Source organism: Pectobacterium quasiaquaticum (assembly GCF_014946775.2).
In the GTDB taxonomy this organism is placed as follows: Bacteria; Pseudomonadota; Gammaproteobacteria; order Enterobacterales; family Enterobacteriaceae; genus Pectobacterium; species Pectobacterium aquaticum.
This window is the reverse complement of the sequence record NZ_CP065177.1, coordinates 1,358,505-1,378,376: the sequence shown is the minus strand read 5'-3', so window position 1 is coordinate 1,378,376 and position 19,872 is coordinate 1,358,505. Positions and strand designations below refer to the sequence as shown.

Here is a 19,872-nt window from a genome sequence, read left to right as displayed (position 1 = left end):
AACTAAAACGTTAAGCAGATCTAAATTTCGCATCATTTTGGAAATATTTCCAATACACAAATGCAACATTGTCGTATTCCCCACTTATACTTTGGCAACTGGTCTGATTTGTCAGGCTGAGTGCGCCCCCTACAATGCGCGTCCCTTGTTACCCCGTGTAACAACGTTAAATAACAAGCATATAAAGAGGTTTTGGTCATGAACCAGAAAAACCTGTTCAAACAATCCACAATTGCTGTTGCGGTGGCCCTGTTTTCAGCAAATGTGTCCGCAGCTGGTTTCCAGCTAAATGAATACTCATCATCGGGTCTGGGACGTGCGTTTTCTGGTGAAGGTGCGGTAGCCGATAATGCGACCTCAGGTAGCCGTAACCCAGCGACCATGACCATGTTTGACCGTCCGTCTTTCTCCGGTGGTGTCACCTATATCAACCCAGATATCGATGTTCAGGGGAAAAATTCCCTGACTGGGCAAGATACCAGCGCTAAAAACATCGCGCCGCACGCTTGGGTGCCGAACCTGCATTTCATCATGCCGCTGAATGAACAGTGGGCGATTGGTGCTTCCGCCACCACTAACTATGGTCTGGCGACTAAATTTAATGATAACTATGCAGCAGGTTCTATCGGCGGTGAAACCGACCTGTTGACGTCAAACCTGAACCTGAGCGCCGCATATCGCCTGAACCAACATTTCAGTTTTGGTTTAGGGGTTAACGCGGTTTATGCCGATGCCAAATTTATTCGGCGCGCTGGTGAACTGGCTAATGTTCCTGCTGGTGCGGGTGGCGCTCAGGGTGCTGTTGCTGGTCCATCTTCAGAGATGGCTCGTCTGGAAGGTAAAGAATGGGGATACGGCTGGAACGCCGGGATTCTGTATGAAGTGGATGAAAATAACCGCTTCGGCCTGACCTATCGTTCCAAAGTCGATATCGATTTCAATGGCGATTACAGTAACCAACGGTCCGCTGGACCTGGTGCCCTCAATGGTGCAACCATTCCCGGTAAGCTGACACTCAATCTGCCAGAAATGTGGGAAGCGTCCGCCTACCACCGTGTTGCACCGAAATGGGCGGTTCACTACAGCCTAACTTACACCAGTTGGAGCCATTTCCAGGAACTGAAAGCGACAGGTAACACTGGCAACACGCTGTTCCAGAAAGAGGAAGGCTTCCGTGATGCCTACCGTCTCGCACTCGGCACCACCTACTATCATGACGATAACTGGACGTTCCGTAGTGGTATCGCGTTTGATGACAGCCCGATACCAGCCGACAGACGTTCTATCTCTATCCCCGATCAGGATCGTTTCTGGTTAAGCGCAGGTACCACCTACGCCTTCAATAAAGACGCGTCAGTGGATATTGGCGTTTCCTATATGCATGGTAAGCAAGTTGATATCAGCGAACCTCTCTCTGATAGAGCTGGCTCTCCAAGTTACAACTTCAGTTCTAAAGGTAAGGCCTGGCTATACGGCGTGAACTTTAACTATGTGTTCTAAATTATGTGTTCTAAATAAAGAATGGCGTTCTAAATAACGTACGAGTTTATAAATAAAGCATACGTTCTCATTGCTAGCAGTCACAACGTGATAAAGCAGGTAAGGCGACTTACCTGCTTTTTATTGCTCATCACAAGGCATTTGTCTCTTTCTTACTGGCGCAGTGATTAGCTAATGATAAACACCGCACGCCAATCGTCATGCCAGATCAGTCGTTCAACAGACGCCCGCCATCCACGACGATTTCACTACCGATGGTCCATCGGGACTCATCTGAAGCCAGGTACAACACCGCCTTGGCAATCTCCTCCGCCGTACCGAAACGGCCTGAAGGGATGCTTTTGACAATCTCCTCATTGACTTGTTTGCGATAACTGTCGGGAATACCAAGTTTGTCATATAGCGGGGTATCGATTGGCCCAGGGCTAACCGCGTTGATGCGAATACCACGCGCCATCAGTTCGCTCGACAGCGTCTTTGACAGGCTAAGGAAAGCCGCTTTGGTCGCAGAATAAACCGAGGAGCGGCTCGATCCTACGTGCGCACTAATCGACGTATTGAGCACGACTGAAGCAGGGTTGGCGAACACGGGCAGCAGCGACTGGAGCAGGAAATACGGCCCCTTGACGTTAATGTCGAAGGAGCGATCAAACATGTCCTCTGTCCATTCTTCGATCGATTGCCAAACGGAAACACCAGCGTTAAGGAAAACGACGTCAACCTTTCCATAATGGGCCTCCACGGCCTGAGCCAATTCCTTTTGTGCGCTCACGCTGGCCGAATCGGCGCGCAGTACCAACACTTCTCTACCAAGCTCGGCTTTTGCCGCTGCAATAGAGTCGGGATTGACCCCGGTAACGATGACACGAGCCCCTTCAGCGAGAAATTGCTTTGCGGTTTCCAGTCCAATACCGGTGGTGCCGCCGGTGATAAGGGTACGTTTATTGTGTAAGCGAGACATAAGGAACTCCTGATAATCATAGCGGGATGCAGCAATGTGCTGCCTGAGACAGCGCTAATCATACGTATATGTAGAAAAAATGATAAGATTCTACTTTTGCATATATTTCATTCCAAAATCGCATGAATCTAGGAGTCTTCACGTGGATCGTTTTCTGCTCATGACCTGTTTTAAACGGACTGTCGAAACAGGCAGTTTCTCTGCAGCAGCACGCGACCTGAATATGGGGCAACCCAACGTCAGTCGATACGTTGCCGCTTTAGAAGAACATCTGGGCGTCAGATTACTTCAGCGGACAACGCGCCAACTTGTACTGACGCCCGAAGGTGAGCGGTACTACGCGGATGTCAGCCGAATTCTCGATGCGGTTGCAGAATCCGAATCGTCCTTGAGCAATGAGACTGAACCCACGGGACTCCTGCGAGTGGCCTGCCCGACTGCAATGGCTCATGCTTTCCTTATGCCACACATACCCGCTTTTCTGGCACGCTATCCCGGCTTATCGCTGGATTTGCAGCTTAGCGATCGTTTCGTCGATCTGGTGGAAGAAGGAACAGAGTTGGCGATCCGAATAGGTCATCCCAACGATAGCGCACTACGCGCCCGCCGGATTGGTCTTTTTACACGCGTGTATGTCGCCTCGGTAGACTATCTGAGTCGTCGCGGCATACCGCAAACACCAGAAGATCTGCGCGATCATGACTGCATTCTGTACTCGCTGTTAAACACGGGTAATACATGGGCATTTCGAGATACCGAAATCAACGTTTCGGGGCGATTCCGAGTCAACTCACCTCAGGCCGTACAGGAAGCCGTCATCGCTGGCCTTGGTATCGCAAGCGGACCAAAGTGGTTATACGAGGATGGATTAAAGAGCGGCAAGCTGTGTCAGATACTGTGCGACTACGAAGCACCGCCGGCGCCCATACAGTTTCTCTATGTCGCTAATCGCCTGCTACCGAAGCGAGCCATTGTATTCATGGACTTCATTGCTGAAGCGTTTTCCAGGATCCCAGGGCTCAACACTGGCTATCACTACCGCTAGTGCGCATTGGGCTTGAAGGCACAAAAAAGGCCGCTTGCACGGCCTTATATCGTAACTTCCAACTAACCCCGATTACTCTGGCTTAACCTCAATGTAGTCAAGGCCCAGCGTGCTGCTGGTGTAGCTGCGGATTTTATTGGTCATTTCAATATTACCGTCCAGCTTCTGACCATAAGATGGAACGATCTCTTTCAGCTTGCCCTGCCATTCTGGCGTCGCGATTTTATCTTTAAACACTTTTTCCAGCAGGCTCAGCATAATCGGCGCTGCGGTAGACGCGCCCGGAGAGGCACCCAGCAGCGCGGCAATCGAGCCATCTTGTGAACTAACAATCTCGGTACCCAACTTCAGCACGCCACCTTTATCATCATCCTTCTTGATAACCTGAACGCGCTGGCCGGCGATCGTCAGTCTCCAGTCTTCTTTCTTGGCGTTCGGAAAGTATTCCTGCAGCGCGGCGAAACGATCGTCGTCATCCATCATGACCTGACCAACCAGATACTTCACCAGATCGAAGTTATCCAGACCGACGTGCGTCATCGGCATCACGTTGGAAAATGTCACGGAACCGATCAGATCCCACAGCGAACCGTTTTTCAGGAACTTGCTGGAGAATGTAGCAAACGGCCCGAACAGCAGCACTGGCTTACCATCAAAAATACGGGTATCCAGATGAGGAACGGACATCGGTGGCGCACCGACGGAAGCTTTACCGTAAACTTTTGCCATGTGGCGCTTCACGATTTCCGGGTTTTCTGTCAGCAGGAATTCACCACCAACCGGGAAGCCACCGTACAGGTCGGCCTCAGGAATGCCGGATTTCTGCAACAGTTGCAGCGCCGCCCCACCCGCACCGATAAAGACAAATTTCGCCTTAATCACGCTTTCTTTCTCGCCGTTCTTCAGATCGGCGTAAACCACGCTCCAGGTGTTGTCCGCATTGCGTTTGATATCACGCACTTCGGAATTCAGGTGCAGCGCAAAGTTGGGTTTGGTTTTCATCGCACCAACCAGTTGACGCGTGATTTCACCGTAGTTCACGTCGGTACCGATAGGCATACGAGTCGCCGCAATCTTCTGAGCCGGATCGCGACCTTCCATCACCAACGGCGCCCATTCTTTGATCGTATTGGGATCGTCAGAGAATTCCATGCCACGGTACAGCGTGCTGTGCTGCATCGCATCATAACGATGCTTCAGGAAAGCCGTGTTCTCGTCACCCCAGACGAAGCTGATGTGCGGCACACTGTTAATGAAAGAGTGCGGATTGTTCAGTACGCCGTTTTTCACCTGATAGGACCAGAACTGGCGCGAGACTTCAAACGCTTCAGTGATTTCCAACGCTTTGCTGATGTTGATTGGGCCGTCGGGGTTATCCGGCGTGTAGTTGAGTTCCATGAAAGCCGAGTGACCCGTACCGGCATTATTCCAGCCGTTCGAGCTCTCTTCCGCCACATTATCCATCCGCTCAACCATATCGATAGACCAGTCTGGTTGCAGCTCCTGTAAATACACGCCCAGCGTAGAGCTCATAATGCCCCCGCCGATCAGTACCACATCCGTTGTCTTCTCTGTCGTTTTAGCCTCTTCAGCCATCGCCAGTGGGGCGCTAACCACCACGCTGAGGCAGAAGAACATAGCAAGTAGTTTTTTCATGCTTATATCTCTATTTTTATCAGTGCAGGTAAATAGAATTCTGGGCATTCATTAACACACGACCACGCTATCATCCGTAAAAAACATCATTCTTATGACCTTTTTGTTAATCACCTTGCTAACAAAAAAATCAGCGTGCAGACACATTTCAACCAGGATGGGCAACGGTAGCGGTTAACGACGTAGCATTATTGTTATCTGACGAAAGGAAATAAATTTTAGTAAGTAAATAAATGGACAACAAAGTAATAACTTTTAAGAAACAAACCACAGAATCATCATGGTAAAAATAAGTTTAGCAGTGTTTTATAAAAGCAAAGTTTTATAAAAGCAAAAGGCACCCGCAGGTTAATGCCAGTCACTTAAGGTGACTGGCATTGTTTTTTAACGGATATTTTGACCGTTTTTCTCTGACCTCCCGAGGATATTCCCGTTCTCGTCTCGGGGGCAATATCAGCATTGCGGCATTGCTGTAAAACTGTTTCAGTTGGCCCGGGATTGCTCCCGGCGATGCCCATGGGAGGCTGATCAAGAGTCTTAATATTTCTGATATAGCTCCGCTGAAGCTCAACTGATAGGGCCGGTATTCTCCCTTAAGACTGAACGCCATTTTTACCATTTGATAGCGAACCAGATTATATGTCAGCAGTATTCCCCATAGCTCCTGTTTCACCATTTCCGGCAGTTTGCTTCGTAGCGTCCACCTATTACCCATTAAAAACTGCTTAGTTTCACGGTAACCCAGTTCGATTTCCCATCGGTGTTTATACAGTTCTGCCAATCTGGCAGCCAGGCGCATCTCGTTGACATCGTAGCTATCCATGACGCTGGCACGCAGCAGGTGACTACTCAGTTCCATCAGGCAGACCATGCGCACCTACGGATATCCGCGTTCACCATGCTGATTACTCGCTTTACCGAAGCATTCGCGTTATCTGGCGTATCCGGCGTGCGCCAAACGACACCATCAACCGCATTCAGAGTCAGTCCGTGCCAGAGCGGATGTCTGGCCTCTTCATGCCAATGTTGCTGTGTGAGCTCGAAGAGCACCCGAACGGCATCCTCACCCAGTGTTTTTCGGCGTGCAACAACAGAACTGGGTGCTGTAAAGGGGCTTCCAGTGCGGTCAGCGATATCCATCAGATTAACGATGTGGGAAAGCGGCTTATTGTTGAAAATCACCATGCCAATAACCAACCAGACCATGGACTCGAGAGGAAGCTTGCGCTTGCGCAGTGTTACGGTATCAGTGAGAGAAAAAGCTTGCTGGATGAGGTCAGGGGAAAGCAGGTCGGCAAGAGTTTGAACGTCATCTGGGGCGGTAAGATTAATAATGCCGAGAGTCTGAGAAAGTTCCATTTTAAAAGGGTCCATGTAGAGACATGAACCCTTTTACACTAGCCACTGGATCGTTCAACCGATCCTTAAACGATCGGCATTACCCCGCAGGTGCCTGTTAAATGAGCGATGTGACGCGACACTATTTCGCTGAATCGATCTCGTCGAGAGAGTCTTCAATCGCTGCCGCATTCGGGTTCTTCTGCGGGGTGAGTTGTCCATCACTGGCAAGGAAATCATGCCGCTGGAAGTAGGCTTCACGCACCATCAGGTATGGATCGGAAGAGTTACGCAGCAGACCGTCGGAATCCAACAGCTGTGCTCGCGTTTCTATCCCTTCGATAGCCCATTTGCCTGCGGACATCCAGAACGTCAGATAGCTCAGCATCGGATACAACGTATCTACGACGCCACCGCCGTCTTCACGAGGTGTCATACTACCGTAGCCGGGTACTACCAGATAAGGCCCGTAGCCCACGTCATAATGACCCAATGTGCTACCAAAGCGGCGAGGCTCTTCTTTCGCCAGTTTCGGGTTCGCCATTGAGGCCACGTCAATCAGGCCGCCCATCCCGAGCAAGGTATTCAGGAAGAAGCGGTTAAAGTGAATCATCGCTTTATACGGCTTTCCTTCAACGAAGTAGTTCACCATCGTTGCAGGTTCTTCCAGGTTGCTGAAGAAGTTCCCCAGTCCGTTACGCGCGGGCGTCGGCACATAATCGCGCCAGGCCACAGCCGCAGGACGCACCAGATAAGGATCCAGAACGTCATAGTTAAAGCTGAACATGGTACGGTTAAAGCCTTCAAGCGGATCTGAACGTCCTTCTTGAGCTCGATCCCCGGAACTGGCGCAGCCGATCAGTAATACGCTGGCAAACACCACCCCACTCAGGCGGTAATTCATATCTGTTCTCCCTGATTTATAGTGTGCTATACCCGTCATACTTCACGTTGCATGTGTGTTGGTTACGTTAACTCACCCGAATCACTTACTTGGGTAAGCTCATCGGGATTCCTTCACTTACCGCCTTCCTGCAACGCGAATTATTTAGGGTACATACCCGCGACCGAAAATGGGTATTCCCAGTATCAGCTCCAGCCTATCAGGCTGAGCGACAAGGACGGGATATCAGCCAACAGTGTAACATTTTATCGCTCCATCGCTACGTTGGCTTACGCATTACTGCATTTTCAGAGGTTTGCCATTTTTCTTATGGGGACAACATGCTGCATCGTTGCGACACGCGCTCCAGCGTGGGCGACAGCACGGTATTCCCTTGTTCCCCTCACAGCTTAGCACTGCCAGCCTAAATCAGTGAGTCATGCAACGCCCCATGTTATAAAAACTGACTACGGTTATCGACAGGGGCGGTGCTCGCCCCTCAACGTCAGTACCGTTAGCAAGGCACCAACCGGCCCACTCGTCGAGAGAATCTCTATGAACCCACCTCCAGAATCCAGACAAATCCGCAACGATATGAGTCATTCATCACAAGGCAAACGCCAAAAGACGCATGAGAATGATGTAGAAAAACACTAGTAGAAACGCTGATTGCCGACACTTTGAGCAAATGCGCCGTTAAGCGCTTATTCTCAGAGCAAAAATGCGTATAATGGCTCCGCTTCACGTCCCCGTAGTTAAACGGATATAACAAGCCCCTCCTAAGGGCTAGTTACTGGTTCGATTCCAGTCGGGGACACCATTCACACTTCTCGCAACGTCTACTACAATCTATTGCAGTCAACACATTTTAGGGTGATAACTGCTTTTATACCCTTTTTCTCAATGCGTTACGTACCCCCTCTCCCGAGTAAGCTTTAGCACCCACCACGACGCCCCATGCTACCGTTAAGCCGCTGAACACCAATTTCCGTCGAGAGGGCGCAGGGAGAACTGGCTTTCGTGCGCCTGTCTTGGATTTAGCACAATGTTTAACGGGAGGCTACTTCCGTCTATCGCCCGATGGATTTGGGTACCAAAACCACCAGGTGGGCATCATTTCAAGGACAGATAGCCCCTGATGATTATTTCGATGCGATTAGACTAGCCGCCGTAAATTCTGGATAACCGGCCGGTCGGCCATTATTCAGGTTAGTCAGGAAATTACTGTCTTTAAGCGGAATCGAGGCAGAACCGTAGTCAAACGCATTTAATCGGTTACGCAGCTCTTCGTTACTGATACCGTCACCCGACATCGCATACCAGCTGACAATATCCGGCGTCACAAAGTTGCCGTAAGGGTTTTCCGCCTGTTCATTCGTTTTGGCAAACCGGAAAGCGTGCGTTAATGCACCGTCTTTGTGGTAGATAAATTTTAGGCGACCGCCCTGCTTATCGATATTCGCTGCGGATTCCGTCGTCAGTTTGCCGTGCGCACTGAAGCTGCCGTGCGTTACCGCACCGTTTTTAGTCCAGATAGCAACATGCTCCCAGTCATGTCGATGACCCGTGTTCAAACCGCCCAGTACCTGATCTTTTAAGAAATAGAGCGCATAGAAGCTACCACAATAGCGAGCCCCACCGGAATCAACACAGGCGTATCGGTGCAATGTATTTGACGAGTCAAGAAAGTTACCCCATCGACACCCGCCTGTCAGACTTCCTGTCGGCGTCAAGCCACCGTTTTGTATCCCGCCCCGACTAAAACCGGCACTGGGTAAACAACCATCACTGTCGAAATCAAATACCGGCGCAATCGCAAGCGCATTAATGCCGGACGGTAGCGCTTGATCTAACTTAGAGAAATTATCCGCATGCGCAGAAAAAGCGACACATAATATGGATGTCGCCATGATCGTTTTCTTTCCTGAAAGCATTTTCACTCCTTTAGCAGAAAATAGCCCTTTTATGGACTCGTACCCTTGCGGTTACAATGAAGTTAAAACGTAATATTGATAAGACACAGCATTGATAAAAAATGAAGGTGGGAATATTTTTAACAAGAAAGACGTGGAAATAAAAAACATTTATTTCCAACAATGAACGCCAATATATTTAGCCTGCAAAATAATGCTGAGGATTTATCTATTAAAAATTGCTAACGATCCTAATCCGTTAGAATTTTACTCACCGACCACATCATAACGCTGGCTTGTCGCATCAAAACGGTATTCCAGCAGAATATCGCCTCCGCCGTGGGAATAGCAATTCAGCATGATGCTGCGATTATCTCCGCCATTTTCAATATTCATATAAACCGGAGTCATGAAAAAGCCAAACTGGCATTGTTGAAAATCAGGCTGGAGAAGCTGATCGACATTGCCACTCTTCTTGTTAATCGCCTTGATTCCCTCAACGACCATACCTGCATCACTGTTTTGATACACGCCGACGAAACTGTGAGTCGCCGTTTGCCCCCAGAAAGGAATATCAACCTGCCCTTGGACCTTGGCGGGCTGCTCGCTATCGTCAAAGGATGCCACGCGCCGTAAGCTAACATCATAACGCGCCTTTCCGTTTGACCACTCGCCGCGGAGTTCTTCTCCTACCTCGGCTAATTTAAAGGGACAGTGCGTCATATCGATGCCGGACTTAACGCCCTGAACGATATATTTATCATAATCCTGTGGGGTATGGATTTCGCAGATTTCAAGCGAGGTTTCGGAGAGTCGCCCATACAGAGGGATCGGCGCTCTGTATTTATCGTAAAAGTAGCTCCCAAGCAGATTTTTATCTTGGCCAATACTGTATTTCTGCAATGAAAAATGTACCGGATAAGGACCAATGTGACCTTCGTAATTGCTCACGACATACCAGCCGGCTTGCGCTCCCCATGTTGCCGTCCACAGTCCACAGGCTATTAAGGTTGATACCGCTGCTCTCATACATTCACCTTGTCTACCCGTCATACTTCAAGCTACTGATATGTTGGTTTTTCTGCAACTCGCGTTGTATTTTAGCGTGTCAATCATGGCACCGAATCATTCAAAAACGGCTTAGCATATCAGGCTAATCATGGTGGCAGCAGGGGCAGATTTCTACCTCAGACACCGTCATGGCTATTGTGCCTTCGCAATCCCATTCGACACGTACGGGCTGCGCTTCTCGCCCTGAGTGGTGCAAATATTTCTCGACAGGGCTTTCCGTCATCCCGGTAATCACCTCGGTGGCGATGAGCTCATCACCAACAAAAACGCGGGCAGTGGCCTGTGAGGCTTTGCGCGTTTCGCCGACTTGCCGATACAAATAATTAACCGTCAGTTTAATACTGGGCATAGCACTTCTTTACAGGTGAAAACAAGAAAACAGTGTATCGCGTTCCCCCGCGCTTGTAGAGCAGATATGAGGAAAGGGTTATCACTGCATCACGCTAATATTATGATAGCGTTATATTTTCTAAAAATGGAGAGGTTTAGTCACATAAGTTCGCACGATTGGTAATCAAAAAGTTAAATCTTATGCTTTTTGGATATTAATGAAGCAGAAAAAACAGCCGATACCTTTTGTGATAGGGTATTTTTTAATGCAATTGCATTTTGCATAAATAGTGTTTGGCATAAATACTGTTTTACATTAACCGTGTTTTCACTGAACCATTTCGTTAACGTCATCGTGTTGAATAATAGGAAATTATCCCCAGCAGATTGATCCGTTTTTAACGGAAGATAATTATCCTGCAGGTGTTGGTGACCTGAATTTCAACGACTGCGGTATTAACGCCTGTGGTTTTAACACACTGAAGTAACTCACTGGTAAAACCATTACCAGCATTAAATAGATATAAGAAGGAGTTATACTGTGGTGATCCCAGATATTCAACTCGTGAATGCGACGACTCCGGCAACCATGCCTCCGATTGGCGCGGCAGCTAACCCAACTGTGGTTGCGGCCATCAGTCCGGGAAATAAAACCGACACATCAACAAACTCCGACTCTCAAAATATGCCGAGCTCGAACGAGAGCACCAAAGTCACGCTGTCTTCTCAAAAGAAGCGCGCCGCTAAAGAGAAAGATGCGCCTCCAACTGAACAAGTTAAAGCACAGCAGAAAGCCGCTAGCGAATACTCGCTGGCAATGACGGGGATTCCTTTGTACAACGGCAAGCTCATCTCCGTGGTTAAATACCCAGATGGTAATTCTGAAATGTTCGATGCCTTTACTGGGCAGCGTATAACACAAGAAGACCTAGCACTCATGGGCGCACTTCATAGTTCTGGTGGCGAGCAGGTATTACATTTTGAGAGCAAAACGTCATATAGCAATTTGTCCGCTGCCGAAGTTTATCAGCAGATTCAGGAAATGCTACATAGTTCAGGCGATCAAGAAGAGCTGTCTTAATAAAAAATAGATGCCAAGACAAATGTAGTCATTGCCCTGGCATTAAAGAAAAATATAACGTTATCTTAATAAGATACTATGGCTATTTGATGGAAACTGTCCGATTAACGAGTATCAATGAGCGCCTCTGAAAACTCAGCTAATCTTGTCAGACCATATTCCCAGGGACCAAATCCCGCTTCTGCATTAATATGCCCCGCCTCACCAACATCAACCAGCTCGCTGTTCCACGCCTGCGCCCAGTATTGGGCGCGAGTGAAACTCATCAGCGGATCGTTATGGCTGGCAAATATCAGCGTCGGAACCGACAGCGGTGCAGCCTGAATGCGATCGTCAATCTCAAAGCGCATCGGTTCGGCAGGTGCCACCAGCATCACACCGGCAATTCCCTCCTGCCCCTGCTGCACCACATGACAGGAAGACAGCGCGCCAAAACTGTGGCCGATCAGAATCACGGGCTGTGTACAGACGCTAAGCTCACGACGGATCGCTAACACCCAGCGATCCAGATCGGCCTGATACCATTCCCGCTGGCGTATACGACGCCAGTCAGGGAAACGCCGTTCCCAATGGCTTTGCCAGTGTTCGTCATCGCTGTCCCGCAGTCCCGGCACTAGCACCATCGTTAGCTGCTGGCTCACTTCCGTTAGCCGCCGATCGATTTCTGTTGTCTGCATCCGCCCTTAACACTCCTGTCCGTTACCCGTGCCCCTTCTGTCTGGTATATCAGCCACTGGTTACTTTAACAATCTAGCCTTGCAGCTTTTTCCTTTGATTTTGCCTTTCTGGAGCTGCTGTAACGCACGCTTAGCACTGGCTTTACGGATTGCCACATAGGCATGCATCGGAAACATATCAATTTTCCCCACTTCCGCTGCCGTTAATCCTGCATCACCGGTTAACGCCCCGAGGATATCGCCGGGACGAATTTTGGCTTTTCTGCCACCATCAATACACAGCGTCATCATCTCAGGTTCAAGGGCAATTTCACCACCGCGGCCAATCTCATCCGCTGGTGTCCATTTAATGCGCATACCGAGATAGTCTTCAATCAGATTAGCGCGGTTCATTTCCTGTGGTGTACACAGGCTCACCGCCAGCCCCTTTGTACCCGCGCGTCCCGTTCTGCCAATGCGGTGAACGTGAACTTCAGGGTCGAAAGCCAGCTCAAAATTCACCACCAGCTCCAGCTCTTTGATATCGAGACCGCGAGCCGCAACATCAGTTGCCACCAGCACACGGCAACTGCGGTTAGCAAAACGCACCAGAACCTGATCGCGATCGCGCTGTTCCAGATCGCCATGCAGCGCGGATACGCTAATCCCACGCATGTCCAGCGCATCAAATACGCTCTGGCAATCACGTTTCGTATTACAGAACACCACGCAGGACGCAGGCTGATAATCGCCCAAAATGGCAATCAATAGCGGCAGGCGCTGATCTTTCGTCGTCTCATAGAAACGTTGTTCAATAGTCGGCTCTTCCACACCATCCGCAATCTCAAAACGTTGCGGCTGACGCTGAACGCGCGCGCTGATCTGCTCGATCTCTTCTGGATACGTAGCGGAAAATAACAGAGTTTGGCGATCGGACGGCGTGTAGGAAATCACATCATCAATCGCGTCAGTGAAGCCCATATCCAGCATGCGATCCGCTTCATCCAGCACCAGCACTTTCAGGCTATCCAGAGACAGCGACCGCTTGCGTAAATGGTCCTGAATACGTCCCGGTGTCCCGACAACAATATGCGGAGCGTGAACCAGCGAATCGATCTGTTGGCCCATCGGCTGACCGCCGCACAGTGTCAGAATCTTAATGTTTTGTGCAAAACGAGCCAGACGACGCAGCTCTTTGCTGACCTGATCGGCCAGTTCACGCGTCGGGCACAGCACCAGCGCCTGCGTAGTAAAGTCGCTCACGACAATACGATCCAGCAGCCCAATGCCGAATGCCGCCGTTTTACCGCTACCGGTTTTCGCCTTGGCTCGCACGTCTGCACCGCTCAGAACGGCTGGCAACGTCGCCGCCTGGACTGGCGTCATGTCGGTATAGCCCAGTTCATTAAGATTGGATAACTGCTCTGCGGGCAGCGCGAGGGAAGAAAAAGAGGTTGTACTCACAGTGATTACTCTACCAAGGACGAGATAACGAAAGGTGACGCCGCGCTAAAAAGCGGCGCAGATATGCCGCAATCATAGCAGAGTTCGTCATCGTTGACCGATTTACCTCCCGTTCTGCGACTAAAACCGCGAAGCGAATCCTTTGCTCGTCAGAAAGCCTTGTCCTTCATGTTCCCAAATTCACCAGCCTTTGCGTCTGGAACCTCATTCAACTGAGTTACGTGACCGAATCTGGTGGGGTTCTGGATCGAATGCCGCGGCAGTATGGGCAGTAAAGCTAGGTATGAAACTGCAAAGCTCCACGCTAAAGGATGATGAAACATATCGCGCCCGCGATGGGGGACTGGATTAGACATGCGGTCTAAAAATGAAAACCGATCCAGTAGGCGTAAATCGACGATAACAGCGTCAAAATCGGGGAAATTGAGGGGCTATTTTCACTCGTATCTCCCCGTTTTTTTAGCCTCTGAAACAGCTCAACGCTTTTTAATGCTATTTTGAAAATATAGTTTCTGGACCTCTTGAATTCCCCCCCTCACTCGGCGTAGATTTAGCGCCGATCCCGTCATAACTGGTGTGACTCTGGTGATGACAACGGGAAAGATTACCCTTCGGTGACATCATCGGCAGCGTAATTATTTCCTTCCATAATAAAACGCACAATCGGGATCGTTGCTGGCGTGGTTTCTGCTGGAGAATAAATCGGTGAAGTATTTTTTTATGGGTATCTCATTCTGTTTAGTCGTTTGGGTGAGTGCCTTTATGCTGATGGTAGAATAACCGGTCATTTGCCTGACAAAGCTTTATTCGCTGAAGGGCATAGAGAGATAAAAAAGGCTGATGGTATTTATACCCTCAGCCTATTTTTATGCCCGCCGATCGACGTTCAGCCGATGATTCGTATTGTCTTTGTCATTCTCTACAAATTGAATCCGTTCATTATCACGCCAAACACGCCGCCGATTGCCAGCCAGGGGCCAAAGGCCAGCGGTTTATTCGCCTCTTCTTTACGTAATCCTCGCCAAATGAGAGTAAAGACAAGTCCACTCAATGCGGCTACCAGAACCAGATTCGGCAATGCTTGCCAGCCCAGCCAGGCACCCAGTGCGGCAAGTAACTTAAAATCACCGTGCCCCAGCGCTTCTTTACCCGTGGCATATTTAAATACCGAATAAAGTAGCCAAAGAGACAAATAGCCGACCATCGCCCCCACCACGGCATCATGTAATGGGACAAACGTCTCCGACAGATTAAACAGCAGCCCAATCCACAGAAGCGACAGCGTAAGCACATCCGGCAGCAGCAGCGTTTTTATATCAATAACGGTCAGCACCAACAGGAAGGACAGCAGAATCAACGCCCCCCACAGCGCCATACCGGGCAACCAGAGCAAACCCGCCGTCAGAAAAGCCAGCATGGCGATCGCTTCCACCAGCGGATATTGCACAGACACCGATTGATGACAGCAGCGGGAGCGCCCACGTAGCCAGAGCCAACTGAACAGCGGGATATTGTCTCTCACCGCAATTGTCTGCTGGCAGTGTGGGCAAGATGAAGGCGGCCACCATAGATTGTAGCGCGTATCAGGACCGGAATCGTCCATGCCCGTTTCAAGCTCGATGTCCTTCCGCCAGCGACGTTCCAGCATAATCGGCAAACGGTAAATCACCACGTTCAGAAAACTGCCAACAATCAACCCCAACACGCCCAGTGCCCCAAACCACCACGCCGGAAACAGTTGTGCGAATTCCCTTAAATCGTCCACGTTAGTCCCTGATTGTTGATAAAGAAACGGTATGAGTAAGCGGTTTATTTTTACGCTCGACTACGCAGCACCGGCAGCGCTTACCGCTATTACAGCAAGCGACCTTGAAAATTCAGCGTTCTGGCACCCTGTTCATCGGCTTTACCGGTGGTTGCCAGCAGCTTTTTCATCGTCGCGGGTAAGTCATTTCCGCTGCTAAGCTGCCCCGTAAAACGATATTCGCCTTTCGGGGTGACGCTGCCTTTGCCAGACAATTGTAGATGTGACGAGATCTGCCGCAGGCTCGCTTCTAGCGCGCCTTGCTGGCAGCGTAACGTGGCCTGCGGCGTAGCAAGTACCAGCCCACCCAGCGGCGTTTTCACCCGCGCCCCCGGCCAGGTTACATGGGCATCCAACGACTGGCAGCCTGAACGGTCGACCGTCGCCTCTTGCAGATTGAGCTGCACGTTTCCTTCAGCCCCAATTGGCACGATAAAACGCAGATGGCTGAATAAATAGCCCGCAGGCACAGAAAGCTGCCATTGATAAAACTGCGGCTGCTGCCAGCCGCGAATGATCCCGCGGCCTGCAATACCTTCCGGGTTTTTAAACGCAATCTCCAGCGCGGGCATAAAATCCGAGAAGGTGAGGTTCCAGTGCACATCGTCCAGCGTTAACGTGCGCCAGCTAAACCGTTGCAGGTTCCCCTGCCACAGCGTTCCGGCTGCCTCTGCAACCACCATTCCAGTTGGCAGTGGCACGGCGGTGAGCAAGCGGGCAGGCACATAGCTCGCCAGGAACAGTCCGTAGGCCAGAACCATAGCGATACCTGCGCCAATACCGGACTTAAGCTTCATCTGCCCGTTCCAGCATCAGTCTGGTAACATCCACCATTCCGGGGCTTTGCTCGACGGCATTCACATCCAGCGACATCACTTTTACGCCATTTTTCTGTTCCAGTTCGCCAAGCCAACGCAGCAGACTATTAAAATCACTCTGCCCCAGCGTCACCGATGCCTGACTGCCCTGCGGCTGCAAACGAACAACGCTGAGTCCGTAACGCTTGGTACTTTGCGAAATCAAAATCGGCAGACTGACGTCGCGCTGACTATTGTCCCCTTGCGCCTGATTTCCCTGCGGAATCAATGAAGCTTGTTTCTGCATCCAGTTGACAGTCTGCTGCTCGCGGGAAATTGTGCGCTCCCACAGATCTTCCCGCGCCTGCCAAGGCTGGATAATAGCGTAATACACCAGACAGAGCAGAAGCAGCACTGCGCACACGACCATAAGCTGACGCTCGCGTGGGCTCATCGCCTGCCAGCGTTGCCGTAATTCATTCATTGCTGGCTCCTTAACGTTAAGCGGCCTTCAACCCGATCGTTTTCCTGCCGCATCTCTCCCGCCTGTACCTGATAATAAGCGGCAGCCTGCTGCTGAAATTGCTCGAGTTCCTGATATGACGTGCCCTGCAACGCCAGCCGAAATTCACCCGCTGCGCCATCGTAAGACAGCGACTGAATTTTGATCGCGCTATTCTGCGTCATGAGCTGCTGTAAGGGGTTCAATTGATCCAGCAGTGCTTTCCCTGTGCCTCCGGCTGCCGTACGTTGCAGGTGCTGCTGCATCTGCGCGCGCGGGTTAACGACATTCGTCTCAGACGGGAAAATTTGTCGATAGACGCGTACACTTTCCTGTCGCCAATGCTCGGCCTGTTGATAAAGCTGGTAATGCGCCCAGCCAGCATCCGCCATAACCAATAGGAGATAACAGGCAAACGCGATCCCGACGCCGCGCCACGGCAGCAGAGTATTTTGCCAGGCTTTCTCCGGCGCATAATCGCCTTGCCGCAGATCGACCGAAGCAGGTAGCTGCGCCGTTGCCGCCAGCGTGAAGAGATCCGTTTCCGGTTGTACCTTCCACTCGCCCTCCTCCTGCCATTCATATTGCGCCAGTTCACCACCAACCGATGTCGCGCTGTAGCTGTATATCGCAGGCAGCGGCATAGCGGCTTTCAGCAGATCACCACACCAGGAAGACTCCGCCGCCATGGCATAGCCCGTCGGCTGGCGAAACAACCACATGTCATCATGCTGCAACGCGCTCCAGCCATCCTGATGTTTCGGCAATACGCGGGCGTCAGGCAATAACGTATCGACGCTGAGCCCCAACGCATCACACTGTGCCAACCAACGCTGCATCCGGCTTTTTTCCACCACAGCAACCGTACCGTCATCGCCATGAATTTCCAGCACAGCAAAATGCAGCTTTTCAATTTCCGTCGCTAGTTGGTCTTCCAGCATAAACGGCACGACTTGCGTCAGCTGACGCCGGGCCTGTCGGGGCAACGTCAGGGTATAGAACGTTACGTCAGTGGCCGGAACCAGAATGCGGGTAAATACCACAGACGGATAAGCTACCAGCGCCTGACGAACCTGTTCGATGCTACCGCAACCCTGACTCAGTAAACTTTCCCCATTAGATGAACGCACCTGCCATTCGATCTCTCCCTGCTCTTCCACCGGAAGACGAACAATGAGGCACGGATGTCGAACGACCGCGCCTCGATTTAATGGTTTTTTTGCGGCTTTTCGCTTCCATCTTCCCGCTATTTTCATGGATTCACCGTCCTATATCCTCCATATTGCCGCTGCACGACCTCTATCTTTTGTCCACTCAGATGAAGCAAGCTACGTTGATGGAAATCGCTGTCGCCGACACGCACCTGGAGTTTTACAAAAAACCATTCACTTTTTACTGCCAGCACTCGCTGCGCGGTATTTTTACTATTCGGGGGCAATAGCCCAGTTTGTTGCAGAACTTCAATACTTGCCCACCCCATACGTGGCCGCTGCTGCACCAGCGCTTTTGCCTGCGACATCGTCATTTCGTTCAGGAACACAGCGGACAACAGCGGGGCATCAAATTCGGTTAGCGTGTTGATATTAATGGACATCGCATCCACCGGCAGCGCACAGACGTAGGGCAATAGTCGACGATAGAGATCGCTGTCAATGCCATACACTGAACGCAATTCGCTGATCTCACTCATTCTCTGATTGGCCGTACGATAAGGCACCGGCAGCGTGGCATAGACATCGTCTTCCGCACCGTTCGCCGACGGATAGTTATCTGCATCAATCCAGTCACGCACCGCCGCGGTAATTTTTTCTGCACGATCCGTTTCCTCACCCAGATTTTTCAATAGCAAACGGAAAACCTGCGCCGGATAAGGCGTTTTCACCAGCGTACTTTCGTTATCTACACCTTGGTTGATCGCATTCACATTAAAGCAGGTACGCGCATCGCTAATCTGGCCAGTGATTTCGCCACCGTCCACGGGAAAACGCTGCTCCGGCTGCGACCAGTTCTGTCCAGCAAACGTGCGCCCCGGCATACTCCGCGCATCGCGCTGTAATATCTGCCCACTTAGCGTTTCCGCGCCTAATGCGTACCATTTCGCCTGCTGACGGCTCAAATGACTTTCGGTGCGCAAAAACGCTTTGCCTGTACGCTCCGTAATCACTGCGGCAATCGTCACCATTAATGCCAGAATAAGGAGCACCACCAGCAGCGCCGCACCGCGCTGACGCGACCTCATTTAACCGGCCCAGTGGTAATCAAAAATATACGCGACATCTCGCCGTAATCCCTTAAGGTCAGCACCACTTCAATCCCTTGTGGCAATTGCGTACTGTTGTCCCAGCGATCGCGCCAGGTTTTATTGCTGAAAAAGCGCAGGCGGAAACCGTCAACCTGTGTGAGAAGCGGCTTTACGCCAGGTTCAAGACCTTCAATTGGGTCGGGAGTCACATGCGTTAACCGTTCCAGCGTGTGTTCCCGCAACCGATAGGCCACGGGCTGAAGTTCAGAGCGAGGCAGAATGCCAAACGGGTTCTGCCACCCATTGCGCATAAAGCTAACGCCCCAGTCATCACTTTTTAATTGATCGCGACCAGCGTAAAACATTGAGGTACTTCCTCTGCTGCCACGAGCGATCATCTGGGAGAAATCGTTGTCCATTTGTGAAAATGCGCGCTGTATTTCAGCCAGACGCTCGGCTTTACGCTGCGAAATGTCATCATTACGCATCACGCCGTTCAGCACCTGAAACGCGCTGAGGCTCAGCGCCGCAAAAATAGCGATCGCTAGAATCATCTCCAGCAACGTAAACCCCCGCTGGCGCTTCTGTCGCGCGGGCTCTCGCCCCCTTCGTATTTGGCTACACATCCT

At 50.7% G+C, this 19,872-nt stretch carries 18 protein-coding genes, 1 tRNA gene and 3 pseudogenes; 6 read left to right on the top strand and 16 right to left on the bottom strand.

Annotated elements, in window-relative coordinates:
- Positions 1–198: 198 nt before the first annotated feature.
- Complete coding sequence (fadL, locus tag IG609_RS06305) at positions 199–1,500, top strand: long-chain fatty acid transporter FadL (RefSeq protein WP_193398534.1); 1,302 nt, start codon at positions 199–201, stop codon at positions 1,498–1,500.
- A gap of 208 nt (positions 1,501–1,708) precedes the next feature.
- Here fadL and IG609_RS06300 read toward each other — a convergent pair whose 3' ends face one another.
- Positions 1,709–2,461, bottom strand: a complete 753-nt coding sequence (locus IG609_RS06300; protein WP_116162659.1) for an SDR family oxidoreductase — start codon at positions 2,459–2,461, stop codon at positions 1,709–1,711.
- Between the two features lie 142 nt (positions 2,462–2,603).
- Here IG609_RS06300 and IG609_RS06295 point away from each other — a divergent pair, with 142 nt between their 5' ends.
- Positions 2,604–3,506, top strand: coding sequence for a LysR family transcriptional regulator (locus IG609_RS06295; protein WP_116162661.1), 903 nt, complete (start codon positions 2,604–2,606; stop codon positions 3,504–3,506).
- Positions 3,507–3,578: 72 nt separating this feature from the next.
- Here IG609_RS06295 and mqo read toward each other — a convergent pair whose 3' ends face one another.
- The 3 genes and pseudogenes from mqo to mlaA all read right to left on the bottom strand — a co-directional run bounded on the left by mqo (position 3,579) and on the right by mlaA (position 7,404).
- Positions 3,579–5,162 (bottom strand): malate dehydrogenase (quinone), encoded by a 1,584-nt coding sequence (mqo, locus tag IG609_RS06290; protein WP_193398535.1) that lies wholly within the window; start codon positions 5,160–5,162, stop codon positions 3,579–3,581.
- A gap of 358 nt (positions 5,163–5,520) precedes the next feature.
- Positions 5,521–6,521, bottom strand: a pseudogene (locus tag IG609_RS06285) (transposase domain-containing protein).
- Positions 6,522–6,642: 121 nt separating this feature from the next.
- A complete protein-coding gene (gene mlaA / locus IG609_RS06280; RefSeq protein WP_193398536.1) occupies positions 6,643–7,404 on the bottom strand; it encodes a phospholipid-binding lipoprotein MlaA in 762 nt (253 codons plus the stop codon).
- Between the two features lie 724 nt (positions 7,405–8,128).
- On the opposite strand from mlaA, the gene IG609_RS06275 reads away from it, so the two are divergent.
- Positions 8,129–8,203, top strand: a tRNA-Arg gene (locus IG609_RS06275).
- A gap of 46 nt (positions 8,204–8,249) precedes the next feature.
- Here the strand turns inward: IG609_RS06275 and IG609_RS06270 are convergent.
- The 4 genes and pseudogenes from IG609_RS06270 to IG609_RS06255 all read right to left on the bottom strand — a co-directional run.
- Positions 8,250–8,487 (bottom strand): annotated as a pseudogene (locus IG609_RS06270) (IS5/IS1182 family transposase); the annotation flags it as partial.
- Between the two features lie 38 nt (positions 8,488–8,525).
- Positions 8,526–9,317, bottom strand: coding sequence for an NPP1 family protein (locus tag IG609_RS06265; protein ID WP_193398537.1), 792 nt, complete (start codon positions 9,315–9,317; stop codon positions 8,526–8,528).
- A 246-nt stretch (positions 9,318–9,563) separates the two neighbouring features.
- Complete coding sequence (locus tag IG609_RS06260; RefSeq protein WP_193398538.1) at positions 9,564–10,325, bottom strand: hypothetical protein; 762 nt, start codon at positions 10,323–10,325, stop codon at positions 9,564–9,566.
- A 124-nt stretch (positions 10,326–10,449) separates the two neighbouring features.
- Entirely contained in the window at positions 10,450–10,716 is a 267-nt protein-coding gene (locus IG609_RS06255) for a hypothetical protein (protein WP_193398539.1), read from the bottom strand.
- A 522-nt stretch (positions 10,717–11,238) separates the two neighbouring features.
- Here IG609_RS06255 and IG609_RS06250 point away from each other — a divergent pair.
- Complete coding sequence (locus tag IG609_RS06250; protein WP_193398540.1) at positions 11,239–11,778, top strand: hypothetical protein; 540 nt, start codon at positions 11,239–11,241, stop codon at positions 11,776–11,778.
- A gap of 104 nt (positions 11,779–11,882) precedes the next feature.
- On the opposite strand, the gene IG609_RS06245 is transcribed toward IG609_RS06250, so the two are convergent.
- Both IG609_RS06245 and dbpA read right to left on the bottom strand, forming a co-directional pair.
- Entirely contained in the window at positions 11,883–12,455 is a 573-nt protein-coding gene (locus tag IG609_RS06245; RefSeq protein ID WP_193398541.1) for an alpha/beta hydrolase, read from the bottom strand.
- 60 nt (positions 12,456–12,515) lie between these two features.
- The gene (gene dbpA / locus IG609_RS06240) at positions 12,516–13,898 is read right to left on the bottom strand and encodes an ATP-dependent RNA helicase DbpA (RefSeq protein ID WP_193398542.1); all 1,383 of its coding nucleotides are present in this window, start codon (positions 13,896–13,898) and stop codon (positions 12,516–12,518) included.
- 129 nt (positions 13,899–14,027) lie between these two features.
- Here dbpA and IG609_RS06235 point away from each other — a divergent pair.
- Positions 14,028–14,220 (top strand): annotated as a pseudogene (locus IG609_RS06235) (LLM class flavin-dependent oxidoreductase); the annotation flags it as partial.
- A 398-nt stretch (positions 14,221–14,618) separates the two neighbouring features.
- Positions 14,619–14,678 (top strand): membrane protein YpdK, encoded by a 60-nt coding sequence (locus tag IG609_RS20595; protein ID WP_226373383.1) that lies wholly within the window; start codon positions 14,619–14,621, stop codon positions 14,676–14,678.
- A 139-nt stretch (positions 14,679–14,817) separates the two neighbouring features.
- On the opposite strand, the gene IG609_RS06230 is transcribed toward IG609_RS20595, so the two are convergent.
- The 6 genes from IG609_RS06230 to gspJ all read right to left on the bottom strand — a co-directional run bounded on the left by IG609_RS06230 (position 14,818) and on the right by gspJ (position 19,797).
- Entirely contained in the window at positions 14,818–15,663 is an 846-nt protein-coding gene (locus IG609_RS06230; RefSeq protein WP_193398544.1) for a prepilin peptidase, read from the bottom strand.
- An 89-nt stretch (positions 15,664–15,752) separates the two neighbouring features.
- Positions 15,753–16,499: a type II secretion system protein N gene (locus IG609_RS06225; RefSeq protein ID WP_193398545.1), complete on the bottom strand. Its 747-nt coding sequence runs from the start codon at positions 16,497–16,499 to the stop codon at positions 15,753–15,755.
- A complete protein-coding gene (locus tag IG609_RS06220; protein WP_193398546.1) occupies positions 16,489–16,983 on the bottom strand; it encodes a type II secretion system protein M in 495 nt (164 codons plus the stop codon). Before IG609_RS06220 ends, IG609_RS06225 begins: the two co-directional genes overlap by 11 nt.
- The gene (gene gspL, locus IG609_RS06215; RefSeq protein WP_193398547.1) at positions 16,980–18,257 is read right to left on the bottom strand and encodes a type II secretion system protein GspL; all 1,278 of its coding nucleotides are present in this window, start codon (positions 18,255–18,257) and stop codon (positions 16,980–16,982) included. Before gspL ends, IG609_RS06220 begins: the two co-directional genes overlap by 4 nt.
- Positions 18,254–19,240 (bottom strand): type II secretion system minor pseudopilin GspK, encoded by a 987-nt coding sequence (gspK, locus tag IG609_RS06210; RefSeq protein WP_193398548.1) that lies wholly within the window; start codon positions 19,238–19,240, stop codon positions 18,254–18,256. Before gspK ends, gspL begins: the two co-directional genes overlap by 4 nt.
- A complete protein-coding gene (gene gspJ, locus IG609_RS06205) occupies positions 19,237–19,797 on the bottom strand; it encodes a type II secretion system minor pseudopilin GspJ (protein WP_240348976.1) in 561 nt (186 codons plus the stop codon). Before gspJ ends, gspK begins: the two co-directional genes overlap by 4 nt.
- Between the last annotated feature and the right edge of the window lie 75 nt (positions 19,798–19,872).